Source organism: Acinetobacter sp. SM34 (assembly GCF_022012365.1).
Lineage (GTDB): Bacteria > Pseudomonadota > Gammaproteobacteria > Pseudomonadales > Moraxellaceae > Acinetobacter.
In genome coordinates this window covers 15,517-33,038 of sequence record NZ_JAKLTP010000003.1, presented here as the reverse complement: position 1 = coordinate 33,038, position 17,522 = coordinate 15,517, and the positions used below count along the sequence as shown (strand labels likewise).

General features: G+C 41.9%; 15 protein-coding genes. 4 read left to right on the top strand and 11 right to left on the bottom strand.

All coding sequences use genetic code 11. From position 1 onward, the window contains the following. Positions 1 to 3 precede the first annotated feature (3 nt). The gene (locus LZZ98_RS03260; protein WP_237786629.1) at positions 4 to 3,600 is read left to right on the top strand and encodes an AAA family ATPase; all 3,597 of its coding nucleotides are present in this window, start codon (positions 4 to 6) and stop codon (positions 3,598 to 3,600) included. 74 nt (positions 3,601 to 3,674) lie between these two features. On the opposite strand, the gene LZZ98_RS03255 is transcribed toward LZZ98_RS03260, so the two are convergent. Together LZZ98_RS03255 and LZZ98_RS03250 are read right to left on the bottom strand one after the other, a co-directional pair. Next, positions 3,675 to 4,472: a thioesterase family protein gene (locus LZZ98_RS03255; RefSeq protein ID WP_237786628.1), complete on the bottom strand. Its 798-nt coding sequence runs from the start codon at positions 4,470 to 4,472 to the stop codon at positions 3,675 to 3,677. Positions 4,473 to 4,634: 162 nt separating this feature from the next. After that, positions 4,635 to 5,321, bottom strand: a complete 687-nt coding sequence (locus LZZ98_RS03250; protein WP_237786627.1) for a YggS family pyridoxal phosphate-dependent enzyme — start codon at positions 5,319 to 5,321, stop codon at positions 4,635 to 4,637. A gap of 123 nt (positions 5,322 to 5,444) precedes the next feature. Here LZZ98_RS03250 and LZZ98_RS03245 point away from each other — a divergent pair, with 123 nt between their 5' ends. Further along, positions 5,445 to 6,482 carry a type IV pilus twitching motility protein PilT gene (locus LZZ98_RS03245; RefSeq protein WP_237786626.1) on the top strand — a complete coding sequence of 346 codons (1,038 nt, stop codon included), beginning with the start codon at positions 5,445 to 5,447 and terminating at the stop codon, positions 6,480 to 6,482. Positions 6,483 to 6,508: 26 nt separating this feature from the next. Further along, entirely contained in the window at positions 6,509 to 7,630 is a 1,122-nt protein-coding gene (locus LZZ98_RS03240) for a PilT/PilU family type 4a pilus ATPase (RefSeq protein ID WP_237786625.1), read from the top strand. A 73-nt stretch (positions 7,631 to 7,703) separates the two neighbouring features. Here LZZ98_RS03240 and fur read toward each other — a convergent pair whose 3' ends face one another. Further along, the gene (gene fur, locus LZZ98_RS03235) at positions 7,704 to 8,141 is read right to left on the bottom strand and encodes a ferric iron uptake transcriptional regulator (RefSeq protein WP_237786624.1); all 438 of its coding nucleotides are present in this window, start codon (positions 8,139 to 8,141) and stop codon (positions 7,704 to 7,706) included. Positions 8,142 to 8,253: 112 nt separating this feature from the next. Between fur and LZZ98_RS03230 the strand changes: the two genes are divergently transcribed. Then, a complete protein-coding gene (locus LZZ98_RS03230; protein ID WP_237786623.1) occupies positions 8,254 to 8,652 on the top strand; it encodes an outer membrane protein assembly factor BamE in 399 nt (132 codons plus the stop codon). A 45-nt stretch (positions 8,653 to 8,697) separates the two neighbouring features. Here the strand turns inward: LZZ98_RS03230 and LZZ98_RS03225 are convergent, their stop codons facing one another. The 8 genes from LZZ98_RS03225 to LZZ98_RS03190 form a co-directional block, all read right to left on the bottom strand. Next, entirely contained in the window at positions 8,698 to 9,021 is a 324-nt protein-coding gene (locus tag LZZ98_RS03225) for an RnfH family protein (RefSeq protein WP_237786622.1), read from the bottom strand. After that, entirely contained in the window at positions 9,021 to 10,103 is a 1,083-nt protein-coding gene (locus LZZ98_RS03220) for a hypothetical protein (protein ID WP_237786621.1), read from the bottom strand. Before LZZ98_RS03220 ends, LZZ98_RS03225 begins: the two co-directional genes overlap by 1 nt. Positions 10,104 to 10,242: 139 nt before the next feature. Further along, positions 10,243 to 10,698, bottom strand: coding sequence for a bacteriohemerythrin (locus LZZ98_RS03215; RefSeq protein ID WP_237786620.1), 456 nt, complete (start codon positions 10,696 to 10,698; stop codon positions 10,243 to 10,245). A 423-nt stretch (positions 10,699 to 11,121) separates the two neighbouring features. Further along, positions 11,122 to 11,970, bottom strand: a complete 849-nt coding sequence (locus LZZ98_RS03210) for a class II glutamine amidotransferase (protein WP_237786619.1) — start codon at positions 11,968 to 11,970, stop codon at positions 11,122 to 11,124. A gap of 204 nt (positions 11,971 to 12,174) precedes the next feature. Further along, positions 12,175 to 13,074, bottom strand: a complete 900-nt coding sequence (gene argB, locus LZZ98_RS03205) for an acetylglutamate kinase (protein WP_237786618.1) — start codon at positions 13,072 to 13,074, stop codon at positions 12,175 to 12,177. A gap of 10 nt (positions 13,075 to 13,084) precedes the next feature. Then, on the bottom strand, positions 13,085 to 14,509 hold the full coding sequence (locus LZZ98_RS03200) for a phosphomannomutase/phosphoglucomutase (RefSeq protein ID WP_237786617.1): 1,425 nt from the start codon (positions 14,507 to 14,509) through the stop codon (positions 13,085 to 13,087). Positions 14,510 to 14,954: 445 nt separating this feature from the next. After that, positions 14,955 to 15,407 carry a dUTP diphosphatase gene (dut, locus tag LZZ98_RS03195; RefSeq protein WP_237786616.1) on the bottom strand — a complete coding sequence of 151 codons (453 nt, stop codon included), beginning with the start codon at positions 15,405 to 15,407 and terminating at the stop codon, positions 14,955 to 14,957. Between the two features lie 51 nt (positions 15,408 to 15,458). Next, positions 15,459 to 17,498, bottom strand: a complete 2,040-nt coding sequence (locus LZZ98_RS03190; protein ID WP_237786615.1) for a UvrD-helicase domain-containing protein — start codon at positions 17,496 to 17,498, stop codon at positions 15,459 to 15,461. Positions 17,499 to 17,522: the final 24 nt, after the last annotated feature.

Sequence of the window (17,522 nt, the reverse complement as noted above, 5' to 3'; positions counted from 1 at the left end):
TTCATGAAAGTTTTATCCATTCGTATAAAAAATTTGGCCTCCCTTTCAGGTGAACATTTTATTGATTTTGAAAGTGAACCTTTAGCCAGTGCAGGTTTGATTGCCGTGGTAGGAAAAACCGGTGCCGGAAAATCCACGATTTTAGATGCCATGTGTTTGGCACTCTTTAATAAAATTCCACGTTTAAAAGACAGCGACGGAAAACTGGTCGATGTAGATGGTTCAGAGTTATTGACTAACTCACCTTTGACGGTTTTGCGCCGGGGCACCGCGCATGGCTTTGCCGAAGTCTGCTTTGTCGCACAGGACCAGAAACGCTATCTTGCGCGCTGGGAGCTGAAACGTTCACGTGAAAAAGTCGATGGCAAACTGCAAAGTGTACAGCGTTATTTAACATGCCTGACCGACGGCGTTGTGATTGCCGATAAAGCCAAAGCGGTCGATGCCAGTATTCTCAAAATTACCCAACTCAGTTTTGAGCAATTTACCCGAGCCGTATTATTGGCACAGTCGGAAGTTACGGTATTTTTAAAAGCCCGTGATAATGAACGCGGTGAATTACTGGAATATCTGACCAATTCCAATATCTTTGGCAAAATTGGCCAGCTAGCTTATGAAAAAACCAAGCAAATTGCCAATCAGCGTAAAGAACTGGAAAATATCTTAGGACATATTGAGCTGCTTTCCGAGGAGCAAGTCTCTGATCATCAAGCACAATTAGCCGCAGCACAGCAACAGCTCACGCAACTGGAAACTGAAAAGCACAAGCTGAATCAGCAACAGCAATGGTTTGAACGTAAGCTGCAACTTGAAAAAGATATTCAGGCCCGCCAACAGCAACTTGCAGCACAACAACAGCAATATCAGCAATTGGCGAGTGAACGCGAACAACTCAAACAACTTGAAGTATTTGCTTCAATTCGCCCGAGTGTGATTCAACAGCATAAGGTTCAATCTGATCTGCAAAAACTGCATCCACAGCTGCAAACTACAGAACAACACTTTGCTGCTATTCAACAACACCATGAACTAGAAAAATCGCAATTTCAAACTGTAGATGAGAAGTTCAAAGCACAGCAAACTTTTGAACAGACCCATCAGCAAACCATAGATCAGGTTCGCCAATGCATTCAGGAACGTGAATATATTGGTCAGCAGTTCAAAGATGCACATGGCAAAATTTTGCAGCTTAAACAGGGGCAACAGCATTTACTCGACCAGCAAAACCAGCTCAAGCAACAGCTTGAACAGCTCAAGCAATACCACCAGCAGCAAGCCCATGTACTGATTCAAACCGAGCAATTCAAAACTCTGGACGATGGTTTAAAAGCGCATTTAAACCCATTGCAACGCTTTATCCAGCAATATCAAAATTTTGAACAAGCCTATGGTTCAGTCCAGTCTGCGGCCACTCAACTTGAGCAAAAGCAGCAACAACTCTCTTCCTTGCAACAACAATTTGGGCAGGATGAACAGATCAGTGCGCAGCTTTCGGCACAACGCCAAAGTCGTGAAAACCAGCTCAAACAGAGTCATCAGCTCAGTCTCGTTCAAAGCCAGTTTAAGCAATATGTCCAGATCAACCTGGAACAGCAACAAGTCCAAGCAAGATACACGGAACTTACGCAATCAGTTGCAGATTTAAAAACACAAGTAACGCAAGCTGAACTGAAGTATCAATCTCAACAGCAAGAACGCGAAACTTTACAACGCGTTCTACAACAACAGCGTTTATTGCATGCAGAAAATATCGAAAAGCTGCGTGAACAGTTGATTGACGGCGAAGCTTGTCTGGTCTGTGGCAGTACGGAACATCCTTACAAACAAGACCATAAAACCCTGTCTGATGAATTAATGCAGTTACAGCAACAACAAGAACAGCAAGCCATACAGCTGGAAAAGGAAAGCTTTGAGGCATGGCAAAAAGTGCAACACAGTTTGACGCAGCAAAGTTCAGCTTTAGAACAGCATCAGCAGCGATTAAAACAATTAGCGCATGAAACCCTTCATGTTCAGCAACAATTACAATCCTTGGCGGAGAGTGGGCAGATCACACTTAATTTTGCTCAATCATCGGAGCTGATTGAGCAACAGCTTGTTCAGTCTGCACAATCGCTACAAGTCAATGTGGATAAGATTGAACAACAACTGCTGCTATTAGAACGCACTCAACAAGAGCAGCGTGCTTTAATCCAAAACATTCAGCACATCCAGCAACAGCTTTCGAGTGTGCATCAGGCTGAGCAAAATATTCAGTACATTATTGATTTGCTGTCAGCAGAACAAAAACTGGCCTGGTCAGTTCAAACCCTGGCCACTGCTTCTGCACTGGCACAGCAATTAAGCCAACGGGCAGATTTGCTACAAGCCTTGGAAAGTTTGGCTAGACAGATAACTGAACAACAGCAGCATCTCAATGCACTTGATCAAAAAGTCAATTTTAGTGTTGAGCAAATAGCTGCAACTGAAGTGCTCAAAGCAGATTTGCAACGTAAAGGACAGGAAAATACCGAACAAGCACTACAACTGATTTTCAACATGTCGCATACACAGGTTGAAAAACCTCATGACTGGCTCAGTGAATACGATGCACAGAGAAAAAATTTACAGCTGCAATTTAACCAAGTCCGCCAAAGTTATGATCAAGTGCGTCAGCAGTTCATTGAACAACAACGCCAGCTCGATCAATTCAAAACGCAACTGGCACAACTTGAAGCTCAACAGTCCACTGTAAATTTAGAAATCCAGCATTGGCTTGCTCAGCATAGCGATTTTAATCTGACTGTACTGGAACAGCTTAAGCAGATTTCCAATGAACAAGAACAACATATCCGTCAGGTTGTTCAGGCCTCTGAACGCAGCCTGACAGATGCGCAATCGGCAGTCAACACCTTACAGCAGCAGCAACTGCAACATCTTGTTCAGCAACCTGAAATTGACTTTGAGCAATTACAGCAAAAACTTAATGAACTGGTGCAACAACTGAAAGATGCCCAGGCTTTACGTGATGCACACAATATCAAACTAGAACTGCATCAGCGCAATTTGGCCAAGCAACAGCAGTTCGCCGAGCGTATTCAGCAAATTCAAACCGAAGAACACCGTTGGGGCAAAATTTCAGGACTGATGGGTGATGCCAGCGGTAAAAAATTCCGTGATTATGCCCAGCAATACAATCTGGATATCTTAATTGAACATGCCAACCAGCAACTGGCCCTGCTGTCACAGCGTTATACGCTCAAACGCCTGGAGCACTCATTAAGTCTGGCCATTATTGATCACGACATGGATGGAGAAACCCGTTCGGTTACTTCACTTTCAGGTGGAGAATCCTTCCTGACTGCCCTTGCCTTGTCACTTGCCATTGCCAATATGGCCTCAGGTTCAATGAAAATTGAATCTTTATTTATTGATGAAGGCTTCGGCACGCTGGATGCATCTTCTTTACACATGGTCATGAATGCACTGGATCAATTGCAAAATCAGGGCCGTAAAGTGGTGCTGATCTCACATATTCAGGAAATGCATGAACGAATCCCCGTGCAGATTCAGGTTAAACCTTTGGGTGCTGGGGCAAGTACCATTGAGATTGTGGGATAAATTTAAAAACTCATCCAAAAAAGCATAAAAAAGCCTAGATCATCGTCTAGGCTTTTTTAACCGGCAAGCATCGGTCAGGCGATGGGACGCAATGTCAAAATCTGTTCACTGCGCCCAAAGGGGCCATGCACATCATGCAGTACAGAACTGCTCAGGCCAATACCATCTTCTCCATATTGCTGCATGGTTTCCAGACCCAGCCACTGGCCCTGTGGCAAACGGTGCATATGGATTTGCAAATCCAGATTAGGAAAACCCCAGCTAAATGGCCAATCCTGGCGCGGTACAATGCCATTGGCGGTATCCACCATCCCCATTAAACGCACAAAATCGCTCGTGGACTCATCCTCAACCATATCATGCTGAGTTCGTAACCAAACGATGCCCTTGCCTGCACGACGTTCATGGCTTCTTGCTTCTATCGACTGGATATAGCCACCCGGCCACTGGCGGATTCCTTCCCAGATCGGTGCAGCTTCAGGCCCGGTTGCATGTGCATCTTCCAGACCTTTCACTGACCGGCTTTGTTGCGTCATCATGCGCCAAGTCCGTGCCACAATACAGGTTTTACCCTGAGACTTCATTTCCGACTCAATCAACTCAATGGTTTTTCCGGGACGAATTACTTTGGTGCTGACACTGAACACTCCGGCAGGAATCAGACCTAAAATATCTAAACTGATCCTGCCGATACGCATATCTTGACGTGGCATGAAACGGTCTAATTCCGCACAGATAATGCCTGTGGCCGGTGCCATGTGTTGCTCATGCTCATTCCATGCACCTTGTGCCAGTATTGTTGAGCGATAATGGGCGGTGACTTCCCCGGTTGCATCCGTATTTCGCTCAATCAGTTGATAATATGCTGCCATACACTTCCCTATTTTTCCTGTCGAATAAATGGTTTCTTATTGAGATTATTCCTTTAGATTGTTATTTTTGTACCCAAATTTAGTGGAAAGTTCAATTTTTAAAACAAAAACTGAACCCTAAAGTTCAGTTTTCAAAATCATCAGCATTGATGTTTTCGCGATTTATTTTGAATAATCCCGTGCACCAAACAGTGCCGTTCCTACACGAACCATGGTCGAACCCGCAGCAATCGCTTGCTGCATATCACCCGACATTCCCATACTTAAGGTATCCCAATCTTCAGGCTGTGCATGCTCAGCTTTTACACTTTCAAATAATGCACGAGCATCTAAAAATGCCTGATGATTATTCGGTGCGGGAATCACCATCAAACCACGTAACTTTAAATTGGGCAGCCGGCTGATTTGTCTGACCAGGTCTGCAACCTCACTCGGCTGACAACCATCTTTAGTATCCTGTCCATCGATATTCACTTGCAAACAGATATTCAACGGCGCTTGTGTTGTTTCACGCTGGTTGGATAAACGCTCGGCAATAATCAGACGGTCTACGCCATGCACCCAATCAAATTTTTCAGCCAAATGTTTAGTCTTGTTGCGTTGCACATGACCAATGAAATGCCACTCAATATCCAGATCACTTAAAGATTCAATTTTATCCAATGCCTCTTGTAAATAATTTTCTCCAAATGCACGTTGTCCGGTCTGGTACATCTCCCGTAAAGACTCACTAGGATGTGTCTTCGAAACAGCCAGTAACTGTACGCTTCCCGCATTGCACCGGGCTTGTTTACAGGCCTCTTCAATTTGCTGTATAACTTGATTTCGTGGGTGTTGAAGACTATTCATTGACGAGGTTCTCATTTCATTCATCTTTTTTTGCCTTCCCCTGCAACTAACTGTTGGTTAAGCTCGGGGAAAGCCTTATTATTCTATCAAAATAAATAACATTTAAATGAACTCGGGGAAATTATGGATATCACTGAACTTTTAGCATTTTCAGCTAAAAACGGGGCATCAGATTTACACTTATCTGCCGGGATGCCGCCACTGATCCGTGTCGATGGCGAAGTTCGCCGTATTAACTTGCCGGCTTTGGAACATAAAGAAGTACACAAACTTGTGTATGACATTATGAATGATAAACAGCGTCGTGATTTTGAAGAAAAGTTAGAGACTGACTTTTCATTTGAAGTGCCAGGCGTAGCCCGTTTCCGTGTGAACGCATTTAACCAGAACCGTGGTGCAGGTGCCGTGTTCCGTACCATTCCTTCAAAAGTACTCACCATTGAAGATTTAGGCATGGGTCAAATCTTTAAAGATATTTGTAATTACCCGCGCGGTATTGTACTGGTGACCGGACCTACAGGTTCGGGTAAATCGACCACACTTGCCGCGATGATCGACTATATTAACGACCAGCGTTATGACCATATCCTGACTGTAGAAGACCCGATCGAATTTGTACACGAATCTAAAAAATGTCTGGTCAACCAGCGTGAAGTGCATCGTGATACCCATGGCTTTAACGAAGCATTACGTTCTGCCCTGCGTGAAGACCCGGATATTATTTTGGTCGGTGAGATGCGTGACCTTGAAACCATCCGTTTGGCATTGACTGCCGCTGAAACCGGTCACTTGGTATTCGGTACACTGCATACCACCTCTGCAGCAAAAACCATTGACCGTGTGATTGACGTCTTCCCGGCTGAAGAAAAAGACATGGTACGTGCCATGTTGTCTGAATCCTTACAGGCTGTAATTTCACAAACCCTACTCAAGAAAAATGGTGGTGGCCGTGTCGCTGCACACGAAATCATGATTGGTATTCCTGCAATTCGTAACCTGATCCGTGAAAACAAAGTGGCACAAATGTATTCTGCCATTCAAACCGGTGCCAACTACGGCATGACTACGCTTGATCAAAGTTTAAAAACCTTGGTCTCTAAAGGCATCATCAGTCCGCAAACTGCGCGCACCATGGCGAAACAGCCAGAAGCATTCCTATAAGTTTAAAACGGATTGGGGTTCTTATTATGGATTTTAATGATTTACTCAATTTGATGATTCAACAACAGGCATCTGACTTGTTTATTACGGCTGATGTTGAACCATCCATGAAAATTAATGGCCAGATTCTGCCCATCGCAAAAACCAAGCTAACCGGCGAAGTGGTGGGACAGCTTTTAAACTCGATTATGAGTGATAAACAGCGTAAAGAATTTGCCGAAACACGCGAATGTAACTTCGCCATCAACAACCGAGACAAAACCGCACGTTTCCGTGTCAGCGCATTTCAACAGCGCGATCAACCAGGTATGGTTTTACGTCGTATTGAAACCGTGATTCCAACCATGGATGACCTCAAGTTACCGCCAATTTTAAAAGAATTGGCGATGACCAAGCGCGGCATCATCATTTTTGTCGGCGCGACTGGTACTGGTAAATCTACCTCTTTGGCATCAATTATTGGTTACCGTAATCAAAATTCAAAGGGTCATATCATTACCATTGAAGACCCTATTGAATTTATTCATGAACATGCAGGCTGCATCATTACCCAGCGTGAAGTCGGGATTGATACGGATACCTTTGAAGTCGCGTTAAAAAATACCTTACGTCAGGCACCCGATGTCATTTTGATTGGTGAGATCCGTTCACGTGAAACCATGGATTATGCCATCGCCTTTGCTGAAACCGGCCATCTGGTATTTGCTACCCTACACGCCAACAATGCCAACCAAGCCATTGACCGTATTATTCACTTCTTTGAAGCAGACCGTCACAATCAACTGTTTATGGACTTATCCCTCAATTTAAGAGCGATCGTGGCGCAGCAGCTGATTCCAACCGTAGATGGTAAATCACGTCGTGCCGCTATTGAAATCCTGATCAACTCACCTTTAATTTCAGACCTGATCCGTAAAGGTGATGTTCATGAAATTAAAGACCTGATGAAACGTTCACGTGAGCTGGGAATGCAAACCTTTGACCAGGCCCTGTTTGACCTCTACAAAGCCAAACAGATTACTTATAAAGACGCATTGAAACATGCGGATTCCCCTAACGATCTGCGCTTGCAAATCAAGTTGTCGGAAGAAGGCGGCGATCGCTTAATGCGCGCCAGTTCGAATATTACTTTCGATGGTCAGGCTTAAGGCTCAGATTAAGATTCAAAAAAAACAGGCTTCAAATAAAGCCTGTCTTCTTTGAACTGATTCCAGATCAGTATTATTTTTTACGTAATGCGTCTTGGCATTCCGCTGCATCACAATAACCATACAGATTCAAAGAATGACCGGTTAAAGTAAAGCCAAATTTTTCGGCAACGTCATGTTGTTCATGCTCAATCACGTCGTTGGTAAATTCAACCACTTTATTGCAATTTTGGCAGACAATATGATCGTGATGATCTTCTTGCATAATTTCGAAAACTGAATGATTATTTTCAAAATGATGACGCTGGATAATACCTGCAGCTTCAAACTGTGTTAACACGCGATACACAGTTGCTAAACCGACATCTTCACCCTGTTCAAGTAAAGTCTTATAAATATCTTCTGCGCTTAAATGATGTTGTCTTGAATTTTCTAATAATTCTAATATTTTTATTCGTGGAAGCGTAACTTTAAGTCCAGCTTTGCGTAAATCTTGATTTGAAATAGGCATGTAAAAGGGTCTCTCAACAAATTTAAAGTTGGAATATGCAACAAAGTTAAGATGCAGTATGATCTATCCGTGGATCAAATGCATCATAATTAATTTGGGATAGTGTAGCAAAATGCAAAAAATCATGTTGACGTTATTCGTCACTTCACTGCTCGCAGGCTGTTCGACCTTGGGCGTTTATAAAGTTGATATTCCTCAAGGAACACCATTAACTCAAGCACAAGCATCAAAAATTCAAGTCGGTATGAGCCACCAACAAGTTCGCTTTTTGCTAGGCAGTCCAACGGTCACAGATCCAATGAATCCTTTACGTTGGGACTATATCTACAACTACATCCCAGGAACTTATGCTAAAAAAGCCAAGATTCCTGCAGCACATGGTCAACATTTAAAAATTTACTTCGATCAATCCGGTACGGTGCAAAAGATTGAAGGTCTAGAAACTATTCCAGAATCTCAACCCGGCTTACCAGGTTCAAAAGAAGCGATTTTAACTGCGCCCCCACTATAGACGCTTTAAAATAAAAATAAACCCCTCATTGAGGGGTTTTTCTTATCACTTCAATTGTTTAAAGCGATTTCCACGACAATATCGCCCAACCGGGTTGGCTGCTGCACGTTTGCGTCGAATATCCTTCGGATTGATAGTTAGCGGTCGATAAATCTCGACACGGTCACCGGCTTGTAAAATATGGTGCAAATCTTTCAGGCGCACGCCAAAAATTCCCAGAGCAAGCGGTTCTGCCAAATCAACCTGCACCCGAATACCACTTTGTTCAATCGCCTCTAAAGCGGTCATGCCTTGCTGAAAAGGCACCGCAATATGAAACTGTTGCTCCGGTGCTGCATAGGCGACCCAAACCTGTTGTAACTCACTCATTAGAACAATTGTCCAATGATTGCGATCATTGCCAAAATAATCGAAACAGGTAACACTACACGAACGGCAATACGCCACAGATTATAAAATAACTCATTGCTGAAATTCATCGCTTTACGCAGATGGCTAATTTTCATGATCCATCCGGCAAAAATGGCATAGATCAGGCAGATTGCTAAACCCCAAAGCATCAGCAGGCTATTGAAAACTGGAGTGATGGCTGGAATTGCCCAGACAAATACGGCAGCTAAAATAAGCAGCCATTGAATCACGATATTCAACTGACGGTGTAACAGCTGTTCACGCGCCATTTGCAATAACAATGCCGCAGCACTCACCACTGCAACCACAAAAGCCAAACTCGGGATTTGAGCATTGGCAGCAAAGAAACCAAAAGCAATTACGGCGAGTAACTGTGCAATCCAGATCGGCAATACGGTTTTAGTTGCAATATCTTGCTGTTTCACCACAGCTAAGTTACTTTGCCAATACAAGCCCATACCTAAACCACTTGCAACCAGTGCTAATACGGTTGCACTGCCCCACTCACTAAACTCTACAGGGGTCACGTGCCAAGTCGGTAAAGCTGCGCCCATGATATTTGAAAGAATCAACGAAGCAAAAACACCCACTACGCTTAAAGCAAGAATAATTTTTCGCGGTGCAAATGAAAGTAAAACAGCAACAATTGCCAGACCAATAAAGAGCAGGTTGGGCGCAATGCCATTTAAGGCAAACTGTCCCAATAATTGACTGGCATTAGACAACATGCCGCCTGCCAAGAAAGGTATAAAGACCACTGCCAACCAGCCGACAATACGCCATTTCTGTGAAGCATCTGCATCACGTGTCAAACTGGACAATGCATTTAAGGCTGTCGTTTTAGAGCGTTTTGCCAAAGCAATTTCTAAGTAGCAAATCGGTAATGCCAAAATAAGCATAGTACCTATCCACAACAACCAAAAATCAAGTTGGCGATCAAGCTGAATCCCTACAATCGGTGCCAAGGTGGCAATGATGATAAAAGATAAGCAAAATGCCATCAGCGGTGATAGCCATCGTGTCATAGCATTGTCCTGCATGATGCGTTCCTAAAAAAAGTCTGTCGCTATTTTGCCTTTGTCATAGGTGAAAATCAAAAAGAAAAAGCAAACCATCATAACTGATGATTTGCCGCGCAAGATTATTATCTTTTTTAATTGTTGTTATCTCGTTTAACTTTTATGAGAAAAAACGAGCAAACCAGTTTTTACCTTTTTTCTGTTCTTTCTCTTTAATGATGCCCATCATGTTTTCTTTTACCGCACCCACATAATCAGCGTCATCATGCTGAATATGATTGATCAGCCATTTTGAAAGCACTTCATGTAATTCCGCTTCAATCGTCTGTCCCATTTCAAAGCGGCTACGATACGATTCAATCTTTTTAATAAATAAATCATGCACACGCTTATGCGGCACCCGATATTTATAACCTGCTTCTTCCTGCAATGACTCTTCAAAAGTAAAATGCGACTGGGTGTAATCAATGATATTATCCAGAATCTGTTTAATACGGGCACGATCAGTATGTTCAGAAAAGTCATTAATTTCATTAATATAATCAAGAATCCGTTTATGCTGATCGTCAATCACATCGATGCCAGTATTATATTCTGGAATCCATTTCATTTTCATTACGACCACCTATCAGATATAAACGATTAATCACATAAATTCATAATATATTGATTCTAAACAAATAAAAATAAACCAAAACGGTCGGCTTTCAGTTTTTTTTATAAAATAGATATAACTCATTGATATATATTTAATTATAATAAAATACCTACTAAAAAGATAAAGTATTTTTTAACCAGACCCATTAAAAAAACATGCTTTATTCAAGAGTTAATATGATTTTATAAACTATATTTTTTAGAAGTCATTTTTTAATTATATTAAATAAATATAGTACGATGATATAAAAATATCAAAAATCCCCGAAAATTAAAATCTGATGATAAAATTTTAAAATATTTCAACTGATCATAAATAATAAAGTCAGATATTTATCTAATAAATATCTGACACTAAAGTTTCATCTGAAGCACTGTGCAGTCAATATTGATCAGCTTTGGTGATTCGTTTTAATGCCGGATTTAAGCGTTCACGTTCTAAACGTTCGACATGGGTCTGCTGTTTACGCACAGGTCGGCCATCCTGAAATAAAATCATCTCTCCCGGTACAAAAGCTGTCCAGGTTTCATTTTGCGTTAAAGGCTCGGTAGTAATGACGGCGACACGATCTTCCGGCGTGGTCACCTGACTAAAATCAACCTCTACATCCAGATCAATCAATTGCGCAGGTTTAAAAGGATATTCGCGTACCAGCCAATGTAATTTGGTGATGGCATAGCTAAAGAGTGCCTGACCATTCGACAGACAGAAATTGAATGTACCGTGTTCTGCAATTTTTGGAGAAACGTCTGCCAACAAATCAAAAATTTGATCCAGCTTTGGTTCATGGTAACCAAACTTAAGTACCAGTTGGTCCAGCAAGTAACAAAAAGCACGTTCGCTATCGGTATTGCCTACCGGGGTAAAACGACCCGACAAAGTCGGGTTAAAGTCATGTAAATCGCCATTATGGGCAAAAATCCACTGACGTCCCCAAAGTTCACGGCTAAAGGGATGTGAATTTTCCAGATTAATTTTGCCTTGCGTGGCTTTACGAATATGTGCAATCACATTGCGTGATTTAATCGGATAATTACGAATCAGTTCAGCAATAGGTGATTCGACTGCAGACTGATTATCGACAAAAAGTCGGCAGGCTTTATCTTCAAAAAAAGCAATGCCAAAACCATCACAATGGTCGGAGGTAATGCCGGCACGTTGAGAAAAACCCCGAAACGAAAAAGTCACATCCGTGGGCGTAGCGCAATTCATTCCGAGCAACTGGCACATAATCTTAATCAAACAACAAATACATGATTTTTCTATTTTGCATACTCAATAGCGCATTGTAAATCTCAATTCACGATAGCTATCACGATTTTATGTATTAGGCTGAAAAACAATATTCTTATCACCTTTTTATTGAATTCCTTAATCCCCCTAAATAGCAACCACAAAAAAAGCCTCACAAGGAGGCTTTTTTAAAATCACGCTTTAATGCTTGGCACGGTTGGTAATTAAGGTACCTACGCCATGATCAGTAAAGATTTCCAGCAAAGTTGCATGAGGCACACGGCCATCCACAATATGCGCACTGACTACGCCACCTTTGACTGCATCCAGTGCACATCCCACTTTAGGAATCATGCCACCATAAATCACACCGGTTTCAATTAAACGGTCGACTTCCTGGGTGCTTAAACCTGTCAGCAGATTTTTATTTTCATCCAGTACACCGGTAATATTGGTCAGAAGAATCAGTTTTTCTGCGCCTAAAGCTTCAGCGACTTTACCTGCTACCAAATCGGCGTTGATATTATAAGTATTGCCTTCTTCATCTACGCCTAACGGTGCAATCACAGGAATAAAATCACCTTGGGTGAACATTTCAAGAACATCGGTTTTTACGCCAACGACTTCACCAACCAGACCCAGATCAATCTGTTGCACAGTACCATCTGCAGCTGTTTTTTCCATCAATAGCTTTTGTGCACGTAGCAAGTTGCCATCTTTACCGGTCAAACCGATAGCACGACCACCATGCTGGTTAATCAGATTCACGATGGATTTATTCACGCTACCACCTAACACCATTTCAACCACTTCCATGGTTGCAGGGTCAGTCACGCGCATGCCATCAATACGGTCAGATTCACGTCCCAATTGTTTCAAGAATGAATCGACTTGAGGCCCACCGCCATGCACCACGATTGGATTTAAACCTACAGTTTTTAACAATACAATGTCACGTGCGAACGAGCTTTCAAGCTCCGGATCGGTCATTGCGTTGCCACCATACTTGACTACTAGCGTCTTACCTGCAAAACGTTGAATATACGGCAAAGCTTCTGTCAAAATTTGTGCTTTGTCGATGCCAGTATGCTGATGTGGCATTCGCCTCTCCTTATTGAGCATCTAAAATGTCTTGAGCGATTTGAGGATATCGGTCACTTAACATGGAAACAAATGTGTGTCGAATATCGTTTAATCTTACAGGATTATCCGCATCAAAACGCACTGTAAAATATTCACCGGTATTCGATGCCCGAATAATGCCAAATCCATCTTCAAAATCAAGTCGTACCCCATCAATTTTACTTAATTGTGCATCAAAATCCTGACTTTTCATTTCAACATCATGTAATACCGCTGTTGGTTCTTCACTATGGGTACTAATGTAGAGATCTTCAGTACAACTGCGTTCAGGATAAGCCAGCAATGCTTTTGATAGAGTTAAATCTGGTTGTTGACTTAAATATTCGAGAACACGTAAGGCTGCATACAAACCATCATCATAGCCAAAACCGCGCCCATCATTAAACACATAATGACCGGCGTATTCTCCGCCAAACACCGCTTTGCCTTGTGACTTCGCCATATAGCTGCGTAAAAAAGAACTTCCGGTACGGATCATTTTGGCCTGTCCACCTAAATGACGAACCGTATTAGCCACCATGGTCGAACATTTGACATCAAAAACCACTTCATGACCGGGATGGGTCTTCAGGCATATTTCTGAAAATAAAGACAGCAACCGATCTGCGGAGATTGTCGTACCATTTTCGTTTATTAATACCAGACGATCACCATCACCATCCAGAGCAATACCGATATCGGCTTGTTGTTCAAGTACGGTTTTTCGTAATTCAACAAGATGTTTTTCTTGTGAAGGATCGGGTGCATGATCGGGAAAATGACCATTGGCTTCACAACGAATCAGTGTCAGGTCGCAGCCCATTTTTTTTAGCACTAAAACGGCACAGCGCCCTGCTGAACCATTCAAACCATCCAGTACCACCTTAAAAGGTCTTTTTAACTGAATATCCTTCAATAGCGCATACTGATATTCAAGACAATATTTAACCCCAATTTCATGCTGCATGGGTTCAATCAGAATTTTTTCTTCTGGAGCAAAAATCGAGCAAGCCGCTAAAGCTACCTGTTGAATCTGATCCGGACACGGCGGTTCGCCTTGAATAATCCATTTCACGCCATTATCTGTTTTGGCATTATGACTGGCAGTCAGCATAATGCCATTACCCTCAAATTGACGTGCAATAAAATACAGTAAGGGAGTCGAACAACAGCCAATAATTATGGCATGCAGCCCTTTTTCTTGACACACTTGTCTGATAATTTCTGCATATTGGGGACTAGTTAAGCGCGCATCGTAACCAATAGCCAGTTGAGTTTGCCCTAACTTCTGATATTGCATCACCAGTCCATAGGCAATGGCTTTGACAAGTTCAGGCGTCAAAAGTGATATGTGTCCACGAATATCATAGGCACGAAAAATTTGTGATGGGAATTTTTTATTTTGTAAATTCATAATTATTTCTTCTATTTACAATAATTTATGAAATAAAAATTTATGAAAGGTTTAAGTGGATCCAAATTTGCCAGTCCATCATGTCAGGGAGGAGATTGTTCATTCACATTCTAAAAGCATTTCATCTTTTTAATCAATGATAAAAATATAGTAAATACGTATACAAATATAAACTATATATTTGAAATATAAATATATTATTAATTAAAAGAAAGGAATGAAAATAAATTCTATTTAAAAACCAATTACCTAAGTAAACATAGAAAAAATAACATTAAGTATAAGAAATACCCCCATCAATACAATATTAAAAAATATTCTAAGCAGTTCATTTTATTATAAATGTGATTAATATTTTAAATAAGATTATTTCTAAAATGAAACCTGATAAACAAAATATAGCTGCTTGTTCATCAGGTACTCCATCTTAAAACTAAATCAGGGCTTAACCTTTACCGGTATGGCCAAAACCGCCTGCACCACGTTCAGTCGCTTCGAATTCATTCACAATATCAAACTGCGCTTGAACAACAGGAACCAGCACATACTGCGCTAAACGTTCACCCGGTTGTAAAGTAAATGCTGTTTGGCTACGGTTCCAAACCGATACCATCAATTCACCTTGATAATCTGAATCAATGAGGCCCACCAGATTGCCTAGAACAATCCCATGTTTATGCCCCAGACCTGAACGCGGTAAAATTAAACCGGCAAAATTTGTGTCTTCAATATAAATGGCCAAACCTGTTTTAACCAATACAGTTTGTCCTGGTTCAATGACAGTCGCTTCATCTACACAAGCACGCAAGTCCAAACCTGCTGAACCCGAAGTCGCATAGGTTGGCATAGGCCATTCGCTGCCTAAACGTGTATCGAGTACTTTCACCTGAACTTTCATTTGTTTTTTCCTAATTGCATGGTTTAAATGTTGCATGGTTTAAATCGTAAATTAACGCTTAATCAGCGCACGTAAATTTTCTAGATAATGCTGTGCTTGCAGTTTTGGATCAATATTGCCCGCTAATTTCTTCTTGCGCCCCAGCCATTCCAGCTCATCTTGCGGCAATTCATCCAGGAAGCGGCTTGGGGTCATCTGTTTCATCTGTCCACCCGCTTTACGCTGCTCGGCTAAAGTAATGGTCAACCCTTGACGTGCCCGGGTAATACCCACGTACATCAGACGGCGTTCTTCTTCGACGGTATCAGCTGCAATCGAGTTTTTATGGGGAAGCATTTCTTCTTCCAGGCCAATCAAATACACATAGGGAAATTCAAGACCTTTAGACGCATGTAAAGTCAATAAATTGACTTTGTCGGTATCTTCTGCTTCCTGCTGCTGCTCGAGCATATCCAGCAGCACCATTTTACGAATTACGCTTTCAATATTTTTGTCATCAATATCTTCAGCACGGTTAATCAGGCTTTGAATACTGCTATACAGCACTTCAATATTATCCAGCTTGGTTTTTTCCTGTGCCGGTGTTGCTGCATTTTCTTTAAGATAATCAATATAGCCCGCTTCATGCATCATCTGGCGAATAATCGGCACAGGCTCATCATCATCGAGTAGATTACGGGTAAAGTTGGCAATAAAATCGGCAAATTCAGCCAATTGTGTGGTGGCTTTTTTAGGAATCACCATGGTCAAGCGCTGATCACCAGCTGCCGATAGTAGCGACAAATGATTTTCTTGAGCGAACAAGCCCAATTTTTCCAGTGTCACCGGACCAATGGCACGTTTAGGCGTATTAATAATCCGTAAAAATGCACTGTCATCTTCAGGGTTAATAATTAAACGCAAGTAGCTCATGATGTCTTTAATTTCTGCGCGAGCAAAGAAAGATTGACCACCAGAAAGCTTGTAGGGAATCTGCATTTGACGCAGCTGTGTTTCTAAAATACGGGCCTGAAAATTACCGCGATATAAAATCGCATAATCTTTCCAGTTTTTACCATTCATCAGCTTATGGGTAATTAAATCCTTCACCACGCGTTCTGATTCATCATCATCATTACGGCAGGTAATCACCCGAATTACCTCACCGTGGCCTTTATCGGACCAGAGCTTTTTATCAAAAATATGCGGGTTATTGCCAATGACCGTATTTGCAGCTTTCAAAATACGACTGGTCGAACGGTAATTTTGCTCTAATTTAATCACTTTTAAATTAGGAAAATCCTCTTTCAACAGCGCCATGTTTTCTGGTTTTGCACCACGCCATGCATAAATGGATTGGTCATCATCACCTACGGCCGTAAATTGTCCCATCACGCCCACCAGCAGTTTCACCAAAATATACTGTGCCGTATTGGTGTCTTGATATTCGTCGACCAACAGATAACGAACACGATTTTGCCACTTATCCCGGACTTCGGCATTTTCTTGTAGTAAACGGGTTGGCATCACAATCAGGTCATCAAAGTCCACCGCATTATAGGCACGCAAGTTGCGCTCATAGAGTTGATATAAATGCGCAAACTGGACATCTTCGGCTGTTTCACAGGTGGTGTGAGCCTGTTCCGGTGGAATCAGGTCATTTTTCCAGTCCGAAATCATTTTCATTGCCTTGGCAATGAGCTCTTTACTTTCCGCACCCGACAAATTATCGCGGTGCATTAAATCCATCAGAATGCGCTTACAATCATCGGCATCCAAAATAGAAAAATTATTCTTTAACGGTGTATGTTTCAGTTCCAGTCGCAGCAAATTCAAACCAAAAGTATGGAATGTTGAAACAGACAAGCCTTTCGCTTCTTCACGAGATAATAATTTGCCCACACGCTCTTTCATCTCACGTGCGGCCTTATTGGTAAAGGTCATGGCGGTAATACGATGTGCCGGAATACCACAATTCTTAACCAGATGTGCGACTTTTCGAGTAATTACCGAGGTTTTACCTGAACCTGCCCCTGCAAGTACTAACAAGGGCCCTTGAGTGTATTTCATGGCTTCAAGTTGCTTGTCATTGAGTTGACTTGCCGACGACATAGTATTTCCTCGTATTGATTGGAG